General features: G+C 72.1%; 14 protein-coding genes. 5 read left to right on the top strand and 9 right to left on the bottom strand.

The window, feature by feature from the left end; translation table 11 throughout:
- Window positions 1-140: 140 nt before the first annotated feature.
- The 3 genes from trxB to ABT295_RS15295 all read left to right on the top strand — a co-directional run bounded on the left by trxB (window position 141) and on the right by ABT295_RS15295 (window position 2,987).
- Window positions 141-1,187 carry a thioredoxin-disulfide reductase gene (gene trxB / locus ABT295_RS15305; RefSeq protein ID WP_352395260.1) on the top strand — a complete coding sequence of 349 codons (1,047 nt, stop codon included), beginning with the start codon at window positions 141-143 and terminating at the stop codon, window positions 1,185-1,187.
- Window positions 1,188-1,236: 49 nt separating this feature from the next.
- Window positions 1,237-1,560, top strand: coding sequence for a thioredoxin (gene trxA, locus ABT295_RS15300; protein WP_344061202.1), 324 nt, complete (start codon window positions 1,237-1,239; stop codon window positions 1,558-1,560).
- A gap of 146 nt (window positions 1,561-1,706) precedes the next feature.
- Window positions 1,707-2,987, top strand: a complete 1,281-nt coding sequence (locus tag ABT295_RS15295) for an N-acetylmuramoyl-L-alanine amidase (RefSeq protein WP_352395259.1) — start codon at window positions 1,707-1,709, stop codon at window positions 2,985-2,987.
- Here the strand turns inward: ABT295_RS15295 and ABT295_RS15290 are convergent.
- Window positions 2,984-3,640: a GNAT family N-acetyltransferase gene (locus ABT295_RS15290; RefSeq protein ID WP_352395258.1), complete on the bottom strand. Its 657-nt coding sequence runs from the start codon at window positions 3,638-3,640 to the stop codon at window positions 2,984-2,986. The genes ABT295_RS15295 and ABT295_RS15290 overlap by 4 nt on opposite strands.
- Window positions 3,641-3,724: 84 nt before the next feature.
- Here ABT295_RS15290 and ABT295_RS15285 point away from each other — a divergent pair, with 84 nt between their 5' ends.
- On the top strand, window positions 3,725-4,747 hold the full coding sequence (locus ABT295_RS15285; protein WP_352395257.1) for a glutathione S-transferase family protein: 1,023 nt from the start codon (window positions 3,725-3,727) through the stop codon (window positions 4,745-4,747).
- Window positions 4,748-4,826: 79 nt separating this feature from the next.
- Here the strand turns inward: ABT295_RS15285 and ABT295_RS15280 are convergent, their stop codons facing one another.
- From ABT295_RS15280 to ABT295_RS15270, 3 genes are all read right to left on the bottom strand, one after another.
- Window positions 4,827-5,651, bottom strand: a complete 825-nt coding sequence (locus ABT295_RS15280) for an alpha/beta hydrolase (RefSeq protein ID WP_352395256.1) — start codon at window positions 5,649-5,651, stop codon at window positions 4,827-4,829.
- 112 nt (window positions 5,652-5,763) lie between these two features.
- Complete coding sequence (locus ABT295_RS15275) at window positions 5,764-6,657, bottom strand: metallophosphoesterase (protein ID WP_352395255.1); 894 nt, start codon at window positions 6,655-6,657, stop codon at window positions 5,764-5,766.
- Between the two features lie 32 nt (window positions 6,658-6,689).
- The gene (locus ABT295_RS15270) at window positions 6,690-7,550 is read right to left on the bottom strand and encodes an Fpg/Nei family DNA glycosylase (RefSeq protein WP_352395254.1); all 861 of its coding nucleotides are present in this window, start codon (window positions 7,548-7,550) and stop codon (window positions 6,690-6,692) included.
- Window positions 7,551-7,730: 180 nt separating this feature from the next.
- Here ABT295_RS15270 and ABT295_RS15265 point away from each other — a divergent pair, with 180 nt between their 5' ends.
- Entirely contained in the window at window positions 7,731-9,164 is a 1,434-nt protein-coding gene (locus ABT295_RS15265) for a hypothetical protein (protein WP_352395253.1), read from the top strand.
- A gap of 6 nt (window positions 9,165-9,170) precedes the next feature.
- Here the strand turns inward: ABT295_RS15265 and ABT295_RS15260 are convergent, their stop codons facing one another.
- The 5 genes from ABT295_RS15260 to yidC all read right to left on the bottom strand — a co-directional run bounded on the left by ABT295_RS15260 (window position 9,171) and on the right by yidC (window position 14,808).
- Entirely contained in the window at window positions 9,171-10,430 is a 1,260-nt protein-coding gene (locus ABT295_RS15260) for a ParB/RepB/Spo0J family partition protein (RefSeq protein WP_352395252.1), read from the bottom strand.
- Window positions 10,431-10,775: 345 nt separating this feature from the next.
- A complete protein-coding gene (locus ABT295_RS15255; protein WP_502991179.1) occupies window positions 10,776-11,948 on the bottom strand; it encodes a ParA family protein in 1,173 nt (390 codons plus the stop codon).
- 148 nt (window positions 11,949-12,096) lie between these two features.
- Complete coding sequence (gene rsmG, locus ABT295_RS15250; RefSeq protein ID WP_352395250.1) at window positions 12,097-12,897, bottom strand: 16S rRNA (guanine(527)-N(7))-methyltransferase RsmG; 801 nt, start codon at window positions 12,895-12,897, stop codon at window positions 12,097-12,099.
- 80 nt (window positions 12,898-12,977) lie between these two features.
- Window positions 12,978-13,718: a Jag family protein gene (locus ABT295_RS15245; RefSeq protein WP_352395249.1), complete on the bottom strand. Its 741-nt coding sequence runs from the start codon at window positions 13,716-13,718 to the stop codon at window positions 12,978-12,980.
- A 94-nt stretch (window positions 13,719-13,812) separates the two neighbouring features.
- Window positions 13,813-14,808, bottom strand: coding sequence for a membrane protein insertase YidC (gene yidC / locus ABT295_RS15240; protein WP_352395248.1), 996 nt, complete (start codon window positions 14,806-14,808; stop codon window positions 13,813-13,815).
- Window positions 14,809-14,833: the final 25 nt, after the last annotated feature.

The raw sequence follows: 14,833 nt of genomic DNA, 5'->3' as shown, positions 1-14,833 counted from the left end.
CGAGGACGTCGGCGGGAACAACGACCGCCTAGGATCGGTTGAGGCCAGTGCGGCCCGCGGGTCCCGCGGCACGGCGCCGGGAGGCGACGGCCCGACCACGCCCGCCCGCCCGCGACACCAGAGCACTCGAGGAGCAACCCATGTCCGACGTCACGTCCGACGTCCGCAACGTCATCATCATCGGCTCGGGCCCGGCCGGCTACACCGCCGCCGTCTACGCCGCCCGCGCCAACCTCGCCCCCCTCGTCTTCGAGGGTGCCGTGACGGCCGGCGGCGCGCTGATGAACACGACCGAGGTCGAGAACTTCCCGGGCTTCAAGGACGGCATCATGGGGCCCGACCTCATGGACGGCATGCGCGCGCAGGCCGAGCGCTTCGGCGCCGAGCTCGTCACCGACGACGTCACCGCCGTCGACCTGACTGGCGAGGTCAAGACCGTGACCGACGGCGAGGGCCGCGTGCACCGCGCCAAGGCCGTCATCCTCTCGATGGGCTCGGCCTACCGCGAGCTGGGCCTGCCCCGCGAGAAGGAGCTCTCGGGCCACGGCGTCTCGTGGTGCGCCACCTGCGACGGCTTCTTCTTCCGCGACCAGGACATCGCGGTCGTCGGCGGCGGCGACTCGGCCATCGAGGAGGCGACCTTCCTGACGAAGTTCGCCCGCACGGTGACGATCATCCACCGCCGCGAGGAGCTGCGCGCCAGCAAGATCATGGCCGACCGCGCGTTCGCCAACGACAAGATCCGTTTCGCGTGGAACTCCGAGGTCGCGCAGATCCACGGCGAGGGCAAGCTGTCGGGCGTCACCCTGCGCGACACCGTCACCGGCGAGACCCGTGACCTCGAGATCACCGGCCTGTTCGTGGCCATCGGCCACGACCCGCGCAACGAGCTCGTCCAGGGCGTCGTCGACACCGACGAGGCGGGCTACGTGCTCGTCGACGGTCGGTCGACGCGCACCAACCTGCCTGGTGTCTTCGCGGCCGGCGACCTCGTCGACCACACCTACCGCCAGGCGATCACCGCGGCCGGCTCCGGTTGCGCCGCGGCCCTCGACGCCGAGCACTTCCTCGCCGCCCTCAACGACACCGCCACGGCCACCGAGGCCGCTGCCGAGGCCGCCGCCATCGACGAGACCGACGCGGGCGAGATCCCCGACCCCCGCGTCACCGTCGGCGCCGACGCCTAGCCTCGACCCACCCGCCGCAGCCACGCCAACCACGAGAAGGAACCCCCACATGGCACTGAAGAACACGACCGACGCCACCTTCGCCGACGACGTCCTCATGAGCGACAAGCCCGTGCTCGTCGACTTCTGGGCGACGTGGTGCGGCCCGTGCCGCAAGGTCGCCCCGATCCTCGAGGAGATCAACGAGCAGTACGGCGACAAGATCGAGATCGTCAAGCTCGACACCGACGCGAACGTCGACACGGCCGCCCGCTACGGCGTCGTCTCGATCCCGACGCTGAACGTCTACGTCAAGGGCGAGGTCGTCAAGTCGATCGTCGGTGCGCACCCGAAGCCGAAGCTGCTGCGCGAGCTCGAGGAGTTCATCGCCTGACGGCGAGCAGCCACGAGGGGGGCGGTCACCGTGCCGGTGCCGCCCCCTCCGCGCGTACTACGCTGCTCTCGGCACCGCCCGCTCCGGACCGCCGACCGCCCACCGCGTCACACCGCCCGGAGCCGCCTCCCCAGGAAGGAGCCGGAATGACCCCCCAGCACTCCGTCGTGCTCCGCCGCGGCGACTCCGGCGCCGCCGTGGCGGCCGTGCGCGAGCGCCTCGTCCTGTCGGGCGACCTGCCGGCCGCAGACCTCGAGCCGGCCCGCGACGACCGCGCCGTCTTCGACCACGAGGTCGAGGAGGCGGTCAAGTCGTTCCAGCAGCGCCGTGGCCTCATCGTCGACGGCATCGTCGGCCGCTCCACGTATGCCGTCCTCGACGGTTCGCGATGGGGGCTCGGCGACCGCGTGCTGCGCTACGTGCCCGAGTACTTCATCGAGGGCGACGACGTCGTGGCCCTCCAGGGGCGCCTCGCCGAGCTCGGTTTCGCGCCGGGCAAGGTCGACGGCATCCACGGCCCGAGCACCGACTCCGCACTGCGCGCCTTCCAGGCCGCCGTGGGGCTGACGCCCGACGGCACCGCGGGGCCCGAGACGATGCGCGCCTTCGCCGGGCTGCGCCGGTCGGTCAGCGGCGGCTCCGCCAACGCCCTGCGCGAGCGCGAGCACCTGCGCCGCAGCGGCTACAGCCTGAGCGGCCGCACCATCGTGCTCGACCCGGGTCACGGCGGCACCGACGCCGGCGCGGGCGGCCACCACGGCCTCGTCGAGTCGGCCCTGGCCCTCGACCTCGCCCGACGCGTCGAGGGGCGCCTGTCGGCGCACGGCGTCAACGTCGTCTTCACCCGCACCGAGTCGACCGACGGCGGCACCGACGAGGAGCGCGCGGCGTTCGCGAACTCCTGCGACGCCGACCTCGTGCTCTCCCTGCACACCGACCACTCCGACTCCGGCCTCGCGCACGGGGCGGCCACGTACTTCTACGGCCACCCCGACCACGCGCGCCGGGGGGACTGGTCGGTCATCGGCGAGAGCTTCGCCGACCTGCTCCTGCGCGAGGTCGTCGCGCGCACCGGCCTCACCGACTGCCGCTCGCACGCCCGGACGTGGCCGCTGCTGCGACGCACCCGGATGCCGGCCGTCCGCCTCGACTTCGGCTACCTCAGCCACGACGGCGACGCCGCCGCCCTGGCCGATACGCACACCCTCGACCGGGTGGCCGAGGCCGTCGTCGTCGCGCTCCAGCGCGTCTACCTCGGTGAGGCCGACACCTCGCGCACGGGCGTGCTGCGCCTCGACGACCTGCGCCGTCACCTCGAGACGATGCGCGCCCAGCAGGTCGGCGGGGGCCACGGCGCGCCCGGCGGCGGCGCCACGGCCCACCACGGGACCGACCGGTCGGCGCGGGCCGACCGCACCGTCGGTTAGGACCTGTCGCTCACGCGGGCGTGGCTCGAGCCGTTCGGGTGCGTCTCCGGCACGGGTCGCCCACCCGGCACCCACGCCATGGCCTTGGCGAACGCGGCGGCGGCCTCGTCGCGCAGGGTGACGACGGCGCGCAGGTCGATCCGCAGGCGCGGGTAGGTCGGGTGGTCGCGCTCGACCCGGAAGCCGACCTTCTCGAGGAAGCCGACGTCGAGCACGCAGGTGTGCCGGCCCACGGCGAGCGGCCGGGCTGCCACGGCGTCGAGCGAACGCATCCGGTGGCGCAGGGCGTCCTTGGCCGCGGCCTGGACGAGCACCTTGCGCAGGCCCCGGCCGGCCTGCTCCGGCACGACCACGGCCGCGACGAGGATCAGCGTGGACGGGTCGGCCGGAGCGGTGGGGAAGGCCGCCAGCCGCGGCACGTGGTGGGCGGGTGCCACGACGACGTGCCCGGCCGGCCGGCCGTCGACGTAGGCGACCCGCCCCGGTGGGCCCCAGTCGTCGGTGACGCCGGCCACCCACTCGGCGAGCAGCTCGAGCGGCTCACGGTCGTCGTGGTGGCCGTTGCGCGGCACGGTCTGCCAGTAGGTGCACGGCGCGCACGCACCCACGAGGTCGCCCACGCGGTCGGGGGTGAGGGGCAGCAGCTCACGCATCGCGACTCCGCGTCGGGCTCATGGAGCCATTCTGTCCCTCGCCCCGTCCTCCGGCGACACGGCGCCGCGAACTAGGGTGAACCCATGAGCGAAGCGGGCACCTACGTCGAGACGAGCTTCAAGCGCGACACCAACTACATCACGACCCGCATCACCGCGGACGGCCGTGACGGCTTCCCCGTCGAGGCGGGTCGCTACCGGCTCGTCGTGGCGCGGGCCTGCCCGTGGGCGAACCGCGCGATCATCGTGCGGCGCCTGCTCGGCCTCGAGGACGCCCTGTCGATGGGCATCTGCGGGCCGACGCACGACAAGAACAGCTGGACCTTCGACCTCGACCCCGGCGGTCTCGACCCCGTGCTGCAGATCCCCCGGATCCAGGACGCCTACTTCCGCCGCGACCCCGACTACCCGCGCGGGATCACGGTGCCGGCCATCGTCGACGTCCCGACCGGCGCCGTCGTGACGAACGACTTCAAGCAGATCACCGTCGACCTCGAGACGCAGTGGCGCGACCTGCACCGCGAGGGCGCCCCGGACCTCTACCCCGAGGCGCTCGCCGACGAGATCGAGGCCGTGAGCGAGCCCATCTACCGCTACGTCAACAACGGCGTCTACCGCTGCGGCTTCGCCGGTACGCAGGAGGCCTACGACAAGGCCTACCGCCGGCTGTGGGAGAACCTCGACCTGCTCGAGGAGCGACTCTCCACGCGGCGCTACCTCGTCGGCGACCACATCACCGAAGCCGACGTGCGTCTCTTCACGACCCTGGTGCGCTTCGACCCCGTCTACCACGGCCACTTCAAGTGCAACCGCAGCAAGCTCGTCGAGATGCCGGCCCTCTGGGCCTACGCCCGCGACCTCTTCCAGACGCCCGGCTTCGGTGACACGGTGGACTTCACGCACATCAAGGCCCACTACTACGTCGTGCACAAGGACGTGAACCCCACCGGCGTCATCCCGCTGGGTCCGGCGCTCGAGAACTGGGCCACGCCGCACGGCCGCGAGCAGCTCGGTGGCTCGCCCTTCGGCGACGGCACGCCGCCCGGGCCGCCCCGCGAGGTCGTGCCGGCGGAGCACAACCCGGTGCTCGCCCTCCTCGACGCCTGAGCGCCCCAACGCCTGGGCTCCGACGCCGTATGCCGTCGGGTTCCCCTGTCCTGCAGGTGAACCCGACGGCATGCGGTCGTCAGGAGAGGAAGAACTCCGTGAGGGCCGGAGCGAGCACGGGAGCGGGCACCTGGTGGAACTCACCGGGCAGCTCCACGGCGCGACCGTCGGGCAGCGCGTCGGCCAGGGCCTGGGCGGCGTCGTGCAGCGGGGGCATGGCCGTGCCGCTGCTGCACACGGAGAGGAACGGCACCGTGACCGCTCGCAGGGTGTCGACGGGCAGGCTCTGGTCGTCACCGCCGAGGCAGAGCCCGTCGTACTTGACCGTGTACGTCATCGAGAGCATCGGCTCCCACACCGGCGTCCCCACGAGGCCGTCGACCATCGCGTCGGGCATCCCGACGACGACGCCGTTGAAGTAGCGCAGGATGCCCTCCCGGTCGCCTGCGGCCTCGAAGCGCTCGAGGGTGCCGAGGTAGTCGTCGGGTGCCGGCCACGCCGCGCTGCGGTAGGGCACCTCGATGGCTGCGGCCCTCGTCACGGGCGCACCGGCCGCGATCGCCTCGATGACGAGGGCCCCACCCGACGAGACGCCGAAGAGGTAGGCAGGAGAGTCGGGTTCGCCGGTCGCGAGGACGGCGCGCAGGTCCTCGACCTCGTGGGCGAGCACGGTCCGGCGCCAGTCGTCGGATCCGGCCTGGTTGTCGCCGCTGTCGCCACGACCGCGCCGGTCGTAGGTGACGCCCGTCAGGCCGCGCCCTCCCAGCGCCTGCGCGAGGTCGCGGAAGGCCCCCCGGTCGCAGAACGCCCCACCCACCACGACGGCGACCGGGCCGGACCCGTAGGTCTCGTAGGCGATCGTCGTCCCGTCCGCCGACGTGGTCTTCTCCAGCTGCTGCTCCATCGTGCGACTCCTCGTCGTCCCGACCTGCGTGTCAAGTCCTCACCCCCACGTCGAACGCGGTCTCCCCGTCTCGACACGGCGTCCCGAACGGATTCCCGCGGTTCGGTCCGGCTCAGACCGGCTTGCGGGAGAAGACCTCGGCCCGGTCCTCCTCGGGAACCGTCGCCATGAACTCCGAGACGGCCGGCGAGAGCGCCGGCCACGTCTCGTGCTGCTCGACGGGCACGACGGTGCTGACGACGCCGTCGCCGTGCACCTCGACGAGGTTCCACGACTGCGGCCCGTCGACACCCATGAGCAGGTGGCGGGGCGCGCCGACGTCGTCGACGTAGCTGACTCCCCCGGCGACGAGGACGGGGATGCCCCCGAGCGTGCCGAAGCTCGTCACGTGCAGGTGGCCGCTCAGCACGGCCCGCACGTCGGTGCCCTCGAGGACACCGCCCAGTCGACCGGCGTCCCTGAAGTCGAGCAGCTGCATCACGGGTGAGCGGTACGTGATGGGGGCGTGGTGCACCACGAGCAGGGTGCCGTGCTCCGCCGGGGTAGCGAGCACGTCTGCGAGCCAGGCGTACTGCGCGTCGGAGAGGCCGCCGTGGTGGTAGCCGGGGACGGCGGAGTCGACGGCCACGATGCGCAGGCCGCGCACCGTCGTCACCGTGTCCTGCGGGTCGTCCGTGTCGCGTCCGTGCAGCACGCGCGCCATCGGCCGGCGCTCGTCGTGGTTGCCACCGGTCAGCACGAGGGCGCACCCCAGGCGCTCGACGACCGGTTCGACGATCGTGCGCAGCAGCTCGTACGCCGCCTCGTCCCCGCGGTCGGCGAGGTCTCCCGAGATGACGACGGCGTCGATGCGCTCACCGCAGGCCTCCACGCGGGAGAGTGCCTGGCGCAGCTGCGCGCGGGTGTCGATGCGGCCGGCCAGCAGGCCGTCTCCCGCGGCGAGGTGGGGGTCCGACAGGTGCGCGATGACATGGGTCGGCGGGGGTCGGGTGCCGCTGGTCTGCATGGCCCCAGCGTAGGACCGCGCCGGGCAGGCCCTCAGTGGCGCAGCTGGCAGGCCGGGCACCAGTAGAGCCGGCGTCCGGCGATCTCCCTCTGCTGCAACGGATTCGAGCACCGGGGGCAGGGCTGACCGGTGCGCTTGTAGACGAGGAAGCGCCGCTCGAACGTGTTGCCGAGGCGTTCGCCGGTCGAGGCGCGGGTGATCGTGCGAGCCTTCGCCGAGCCGCGCGTCCGGGTCGCGTCGGCCACCTGGTCGGGCATGGTGATGATCTGCGCGAACGTCACGCCGAGGGGCATGAGCAGCACGAGGTCCTGCCAGATCTCGCCCCACACCTCGACGGAGACGTCGACGCCCCGCGTCAACGGGTCGACGGCGAGGCGGTGGAGCACTTCGCACCGGTAGACGTTGCCGACCCCGGCGACCACCGACTGGTCCATGAGGAGCTCGGCCAGCGTGCGGCGGCTGCGGTGCAGCCGCGCCCAGCCCGCCTCCGGCCGCTGGGCGCGACGCAGGGGGTCGGGGCCGAGGCCCGCGATGATCTCCCGGCGACGCGACGCGTCGACGAGCGTGCAGATCATCGGTCCACGCAGGTCGGCCCAGTGCGTCGGCCCGACGAGCCGCAGGCGGACGGCTCCCACCGGCGGCGGCACCGCCTCGGCCGCACGGGGTTTCACGTGGAACGAGCCGATGAGGCCGAGATGGACGTGCAAGGTGGCGTCGCCCACCTCGACGAAGAGGTGCTTGCCCCAGGCGCTCGCCCGCTCCAGCACCCGGCCGTCGAGCCGCTCGGCGTCCGCGGAGAAGCGCCCCTGCGGGCTCGAGGCCGCCACCTCGTGGCCACGGAAGGCCCGCTCGAGGCGGCGGGCCAGCGCGTGGATGGTGTGTCCCTCGGGCATGTCGTCCTCCCGGTCCGGTGGCGCACGGCGACGACCGCACCCTGGATCCGTACCCGGCGAGCTCGGATGGGGTTCACGGCCTGCTACCAGCCGCCCGGTCGGGACGGGCGCTACCGTGGATGGTCCGAGACCGTGGTCCGTCGTCGAGGGGCGCGACCCGAGCACGTCCTTGGGGGTCGCATGAGTCAGGCCACCCGTTCCGCGGTGAGCACGACGCCGACACCGCTCGCGCCCGGGGCGCGCCTGCCGGGCTGGGTGTTCGCCGTCCTCGCGATCGTCGTCGCCGTGGTGGTGGGCGGCATGCTGAGCCAGCTGCTGCACCCGTTCCTGCGTCATGACGACTGGCCGGCCGTGCTGCCGCAGGGAGCACCGGGGTCGACCGCGCACGTCGCGCGCAACCGCTACGAGGGGCGGTGGCTCAACACGGCGTACTGGTTCGTCGTCGGCCGGCGGACACCCGTCCCCGTGGCGATGGCGGTGTTCGTGTCGGCCTACGGCGCCTTCGTCGTCGGGCTCGTCTGGCTGCTGAGGCTGCGCGGCGGCCTCTCCGTCTTCCTCGCCACGCTCGCCCTGTGCGCCTCGCCGGTCTGGGTGCGCCTCGCCTACTGGCCGGGCACCCTGTCGGCAGCCATGCTCGTCGCCGCCGCGGCCGTCTGGACGCTGCCGTGGGCGCGTCGCCGGACCCTCACGCTCGCCGCGTGGCTCGTGGGCTTCGTGGTGGCAGCGGTGTGCTCCTACCCGCCCGTGGCCGCGCTCCTCGTGCTGGCGCTGGCCCTCACCGAGCTCGCCGCGCCCCCGCGCCGCATCGTGCTGCTTGCCGTGGGGTTCGTCGCCGCCTACGGGCTCGGGATCCTGCTGACCTTCGCCCTCAACGCCGTCGCGTTCGGTCAGTTCGGGGTCACCATCTCGGCGTGGCGACGCCCGAACCCGCTGCGGAGCCCCGAGGACCTCGTGACCAACGTCGGTCGCTACCTCTCACAGCTCGAGGCGCTCGGCTCCTCGCTGGGGTGGGCGTGGGTCGTGGGCGCCGTCGGCCTCGTCGTCGCGGTGGTCGTGCGCGCGACGAGGCGTTCGGCGCTCGTGCTGCTCGGCGCCGTCGGCGTCGTCGTCGGCCTGGAGGGCGGACTGACGGTGGTCACCGGCGTCGTGACGGGCGAACGGGCGTCGCTCTGGGCCTGGCCCGCGATCTGCTTGCCAATTGCCTTGCTGCTCAAGGGAATTGGGCGACTGCGCGTCGTCGCAGCCGGTGCGCTGGTGCTCCTGGCGTCGCTCGGTCTCGCGGCCTGGCGGGTCGACCTCGGTGACCACCAGGCCACCCGGGCGCAGTACGACGTGATCGTCGACGAGACCGCACGCCTCGCGGCCGACCACCCGGGGCAGCGGGTCGTGCTGTGGATGGAGCCGCGGTGGCGGGCCACCGTCCAGGGGTCGATGACCGCCGTGACGCTGCGGAACATGCTCTACGTCGACCGCGGGCTCAACCCGAGGTGGTGCCGCCCCGTCGAGTGCGACCTCATCGCCCACGACGTGGCACGGTACCCGTCGGCAGCCCCGGCCCGGCGGGTCGACGGCCTGACCGTGATGCTCGTGCCTCGACCGCCGCCCTGGCTCTGACCTCCGTCAGGGGCGCTCCTCCGGCGCCATGCCCATGAGGTCGAGGATGCGGCGCAGGTCCTCCATCGAGGCGAACTCCACGGTGATCTTGCCCTTGCGCTGGCCGAGAGCGATGGCGACGCGGGTCTCCAGGTGGTCGGCGAGGCCGGCCGTGAAGTCGTCGAGCTGCGGATGACGGCTGCCGGCCCGCGGACGGCGCGCCCGGGGGGACTCGTTGCCCTCGCCGAGCGAGACGAGCTCCTCGACGGTGCGCACGGACAGGCCCTCGGCGACGATCCGCTGGGCCATCCGCTCCATGGCGGCCGCGTCGGCCATGCCGAGCAGCGCACGGGCATGGCCGGCGCTCAGCACGCCTGCGGCCACCCGGCGCTGCACGAGCGGCGGGAGCTTCAGCAGGCGCAACGTGTTCGAGATCTGCGGGCGTGAGCGGCCGATGCGGGTGGCGAGCTGCTCGTGCGAGCACCCGAAGTCGTCGAGCAGCTGCTGGTAGGCCGCCGCCTCCTCGAGCGGGTTGAGCTGGCTGCGGTGCAGGTTCTCGAGCAGGGCGTCGCGCAGCAGGTCGTCGTCGCTCGTCTCCTTGATGATGGCGGGCACCGACGTCATGCCGGCCGCCTGCGAGGCCCGCCACCGCCGCTCGCCCATGATGAGCTCGAAGGAGCGGCCCTGCGCGTCCGCACGCTGGTCGGCGGGGATCCGGCGCACGACGACGGGCTGCAGCACGCCGATCTCACGGATCGAGTGCACGAGCTCGTCCATGTGGTCCTCGTCGAAGACCGTGCGCGGCTGACGAGGGTTGGGCCGGATGGCGTCGACGTCGAGCTCGGCGAACTCCGCACCCGGCACGACGGCCAGGCCCTGGTCGGCGGCCGACGCCGGGTCCGCGCTCTCTGCCGAGTCCGCGCTGCCTGCGGCGTCGACGGCGTCGCTCGACGAACCAGCGTCGGCATTCGCATTCGCAACCGCCTGACCTGCCTCGACATCGTGCTCGGCGGCGGGGAGCAGGTCGGACCGGTCCGCATCGGCGCTGCGCGGCTCGGCCGCGGCACCGTCCTTCTCGGGCGACGTCGGCGAGGTCGGCGAGGTCGGCGAGGTCGGCGACGTCGTGCCCGGTGTGCGGTGGAAGGCGCTGCCTGCGCGGGCCTCCGCCGAGTCGGCCGTGTTCTGCTCCGCGAAGAAGACGTCGACAGGACGTCCGGCTCCGTTGCTCGGTGCGCTCGGGATGAGTGCTCCCAGCCCTCGACCCAGTGCTCGCCGCTTCTCCGCCATCCGCCAACTCCTCGTCGTGCCGACGCGCTCGTCGCGTCCGGCGATCAGTGTAGGTGCTTCCCGGTCTCGGCCCGACCTGGGCCCTCGGCCCCTGCCGACACTTGCCGTTCGTTTCACGTGGAACAGTCGGCCCGCTCAGGCTGAGTCGTGTTTCACGTGGAACCGCATCCTTCCGGCCGTTCCACGTGAAACAGGCCGTTGCGTGCTGTTCTGCTGCCCTGCGGTCTGTCGCTCGTGCCGGTCAGGGCCGGTCAGTGCCGTTCGGCGCGCAGCCAGGTTCCACGTGAAACCCGTGGTGGGGCCGCCCATGCCGCACCAGGTTGTTTCACGTGGAACGGCGACGGCTCAGGCGCCGTCCGCCGCCCCTCGGTCAGCCAGCTCACCCGCGGCCTCGAGGTAGGCGAGTGCACCGCTGCTGCCCGGGTCGTAGGTCATCACCGTCTCGCCGAAGCTCGGCGCCTCGGACACCCGGACCGACCGGGGCACGGTGGTGCGCAGCACGTCGTTCGGGAAGTGCTCCCGCACCTCGTCGGCCACCTGGGCCGAGAGCCGCGTGCGTCCGTCGTACATCGTCAGCAGGATCGTGGAGACGTGCAGGTCGGGGTTGAGGTGCAGCTTGATGAGGTCGATGTTCTTGAGCAGCTGCGAGAGACCTTCCAGGGCGTAGTACTCGCACTGGATCGGGATGAAGACCTCGGTCGCCGCGACCATGGCGTTCACCGTGAGCAGCCCGAGGCTCGGTGGGCAGTCGATGAGCACGTAGTCGAAACCGTGCCCGGACGTGGCCGCGGCGAGGATCGCCTTCTGCAGGCGCGACTCACGGGCCACGAGCGAGACGAGCTCGATCTCGGCGCCCGCCAGGTCGATGGTGGCCGGTGCACAGTGCAGGTTCGGCACGGCCGAGCACGGCTGCACCACGTCGAGCAGGGGCGTCCCGTCCACCAGCACGTCATAGATCGAGGGCACCTCGGCGTGGTGGTCGATGCCGAGCGCGGTGCTCGCGTTGCCCTGCGGGTCGAGGTCGATGACGAGCACGCGCAGCCCCGACTGCGCGAGGGCGGCGGCGATGTTGACCGTCGTCGTCGTCTTGCCGACGCCACCCTTCTGGTTCGACACCGTGATGACGCGCGGCTGGGCCGGCTTGGGGAACTGACGTCCGGTGAGGTGGATGCGCCGCCTGGCGTTGTCGGCGAGAGCCTTCGCCAGCGGGGTGTCCTCCCCGACCGCCGGGATCGCCGAGGCGAGCTCATCCCGGTCGTCGGAGTCGCCCGACACTGGTCTGGCCGGTGCCGGGACCTCCGCGGGCGCCGACTCCCCCTCGACCGGGGCCACCTTGTCCACAACGTTGTCCCCAGCGTCGGAAGTGCCGGATTCCCGTTCGTTCGGGGCCTTTTCGGGCTCTTCGTCCACCGGCTTGTCCACAGGCTGTGCGCTCGTCACGGTCTGGGGCCCGGCTGCACCAGGAGCTCCGTCGGTGTCGTGCCCGGTTTCACGTGAAACTGCCAGCGCGCGAGCCAGCCAACCCAGTCTGCGGTGCTCGGCCGTCGGCTCCGGCTCACTGGGCCAGCCCAGGTTCGTCGACATCGTCACAGGGACAGCACCTCCGGGTGTGCGGCGCGGCACGGCAGTGCCGTTCGCCGAGCCGCTCGTAATGGTCTGGGGACGATCATGACGGACGGCGGGGCGGATCGCCGCCCGCCGAGCCGTTGCGGCGCGTGCCGCGCGGACGGTCGGCCCGACGGCGGGCCGAACCGGCGCTCGAGGGAGTGCGTGACCGGAACCGGCGCCGATCGACGACCTCGTCGATGGTGACCCGCAGCACGAAGGTGGGGGCGGCGAGGCGGTCCGCCCCGTAGGTCTCGACCGCGGCGTCGACGACGCCCAGCCGCTGCAGGGCCGAACGGGATTCGGTGAGCTCCTCGGCTGCCCGCTCGCCCTTGAGGGCGAGCAGGCTCCCGCCCGCCTCGAGCAACGGAAGGGTCCACTCGGCGAGCTGGACGATGCGCGACACGGCCCGCGCGGTGACCCAGGGGGCCTGCAACCGGTCCCACACGGCCTCGGCCCGCGCCGTGTGCACCGTGACGTTGGGCAGGTCGAGCTGCGCGACGACGCCGGACAGCCACCCGGTGCGGCGGGCCAGGGGCTCGACGAGGTGCACGTCGAGATCGGGTCGGGCGATGGCGAGGGCCAGGCCGGGCAGGCCGGCGCCGGAGCCGACGTCGATGAGCTGCTGGCGCTGCGAGCCGCGCGGGATGGCCTCGTGCACGACGGCGCAGTTCAGCACGTGGCGGTCCCACAGCCGCGGGGCCTCACGGGGTCCGATCAGGCCGTGGCTGATCCCGGTGTCGGCGAGCACGGCCACGAAGCGTTCCGCGAGCTCCAGCCGGTCACCGAAGACGAGCGCCGCCACCGCTGGGGTGGGCGGCACGCTCGGGTCGCCGGGCCCGTCAGGGCCGAGGTCCGACACGCGCTCGTGCTCCTCGTGCTGGTGGTGGATGGTCCGGTGGGGTGAGCCCGCCCCGTTTCACGTGGAACGGGGCGGCTCGCTCACGCCGGGAGGATGACGATGTGGCGGTTCGGGTCGACACCCTCGGACTCGGAGACGAGACCAGCGGCTGCGACCTCGTCGTGCACGACCTTGCGCTCGAAGGCGCTCATCGGCTCGAGGGACCGCTTGGCGCCCGACTCCTTGACCTCGGCGATCGCGGCCTGTGCCAGCTGGACGAGGGCGGAGCGACGCTCGGCGCGGTGGCCGGCGATGTCGAGCATGAGACGGCTTCGCTCACCCGTCTCGGCCTGGACGGCGAGCCGGGTCAGCTCCTGCAGCGCCTCGAGCACCTTGCCGTCGGTGCCGACCAGGCGACGCGGCACCCGGCCCTCGTCCGAGTCGACGATGGCGATGGCGGCGCGGTCCCCGTCGACGTCGACGTCGATGTCACCGTCGAGGTCGGCGATGTCGAGCAGGCTCTCGAGGAAGTCCGCGGCGACCTCCCCCTCGCGCTCGAGCTGACGCACGCGCGAGCCCTTCTCACCCTTGGTGGCAGGCAGTGCGGACGACGCCTCGTCCGCCGACTGCTCGTCGTCGCCAGACCTCGTGTCGTCGACGCTCTCGACGGACGGCTGCGCCTCGTCGACGCCGGCGTCGCCAGCCGTCACCTCCGCGCCGGTCGCCGGCGCCGCGGCCGTCGCAGAGGCCACAGCGGTCTCCAGGGTCTCCGGGGTCTCCACGGTCTCAGTCGTCTCAGCAGCCGACGCGTCGTCGCGCTCGGTGGCCTGGGTGTCGCTCATGGGTGCTCCTTCGTTCACCGTCCCGGCCTGTGGACAACTGGCATCCGTGCAGGTCAGGGGCGGGGCTGGTGTGGAAAAGTCTGTGGATGGAGCCTCAGCGGCCGTTCTTCGGCGCCTGCGGCCGGGGGGTCTGGGTCTTCGCGCGCTTCTTGCCCTTGGGCTGCTGCCGCTGACCCGCCCTGGGGGCGTCGTCCGCGACGGCGTCGGCCTCGGCGAGGCCGGGCACGGTCAGCTCGTCCATGTCCTTGCCGCGGCGCTTGAGCCGCTCACGACGGGCGCGCTCGGCCTCGGAGCCCGGCGCCGGCATGTTGCGGATGACGTAGAACTGCTGGCCCATGGTCCAGAGGTTGGTGGTCAGCCAGTAGAGGAGCACACCGATGGGGAAGTTGATGCCGGAGATCGCGAAGAAGATCGGCATCAGGTAGAGGAGCACCTTCTGCTGCTTGGCGAACGGGTTGTCGAGCGCGGAGGCCGGCATGTTCTTGCGCATCAGCTGGTACTGCGTCGTGAACGTCGTCGCCGACATGAGCACGATGAGCACGGCCGTGAGGATCTTGACGCTGAGGTCACCGCTCGTGAGGAAGGCGTCCGACAGCTTCGCGCCGAAGATCGTCGAGCTCTCGATCTGGCGGGCTACCTCGTTGGTGATCGGGCCGATCGCGTTGTGCCCCGGCACGCCCTCGGCCTGGGCCTTGAGGTTGTTGAGCAGCTGGAAGAGCGCGAAGAAGAAGGGGGACTGGATGAGGATCGGCAGGCACGAGCTGAACGGGTTGGTGCCGGTGCGGCGGTAGAGATCCATGATCTCCGCCTGCTGCGCCTTCTGGCTCTCCGGGTCGCGCTTGCCCTTGTACTTCTTCTGGATCTTCTGCATCTCGGGCTGGATCAGCTGCATCCGGCGCGAGGAGTGGATCTGCTTGACGAAGAGCGGGATGAGCAGCACGCGGACGACCACGGTCAGGCCGACGATCGACATGGCCCACGCCCAGCCGGTGGGCAGGCCGATGATGTCGAAGAGCCAGTGCCACGCGTACATGACCCACGCTTCACCGAACTTGATCGGATAGAGCAGGGTGTTGAAGAAGTCGATCAACGTGTGTCCTCTGTCATCGGGCGCT

This window comes from Terrabacter sp. NPDC000476 (assembly GCF_040300125.1).
GTDB lineage: Bacteria > Actinomycetota > Actinomycetes > Actinomycetales > Dermatophilaceae > Terrabacter.
Note: the sequence above shows the minus strand (reverse complement) of the source record. Positions and strands in the feature narration are given on the sequence as shown.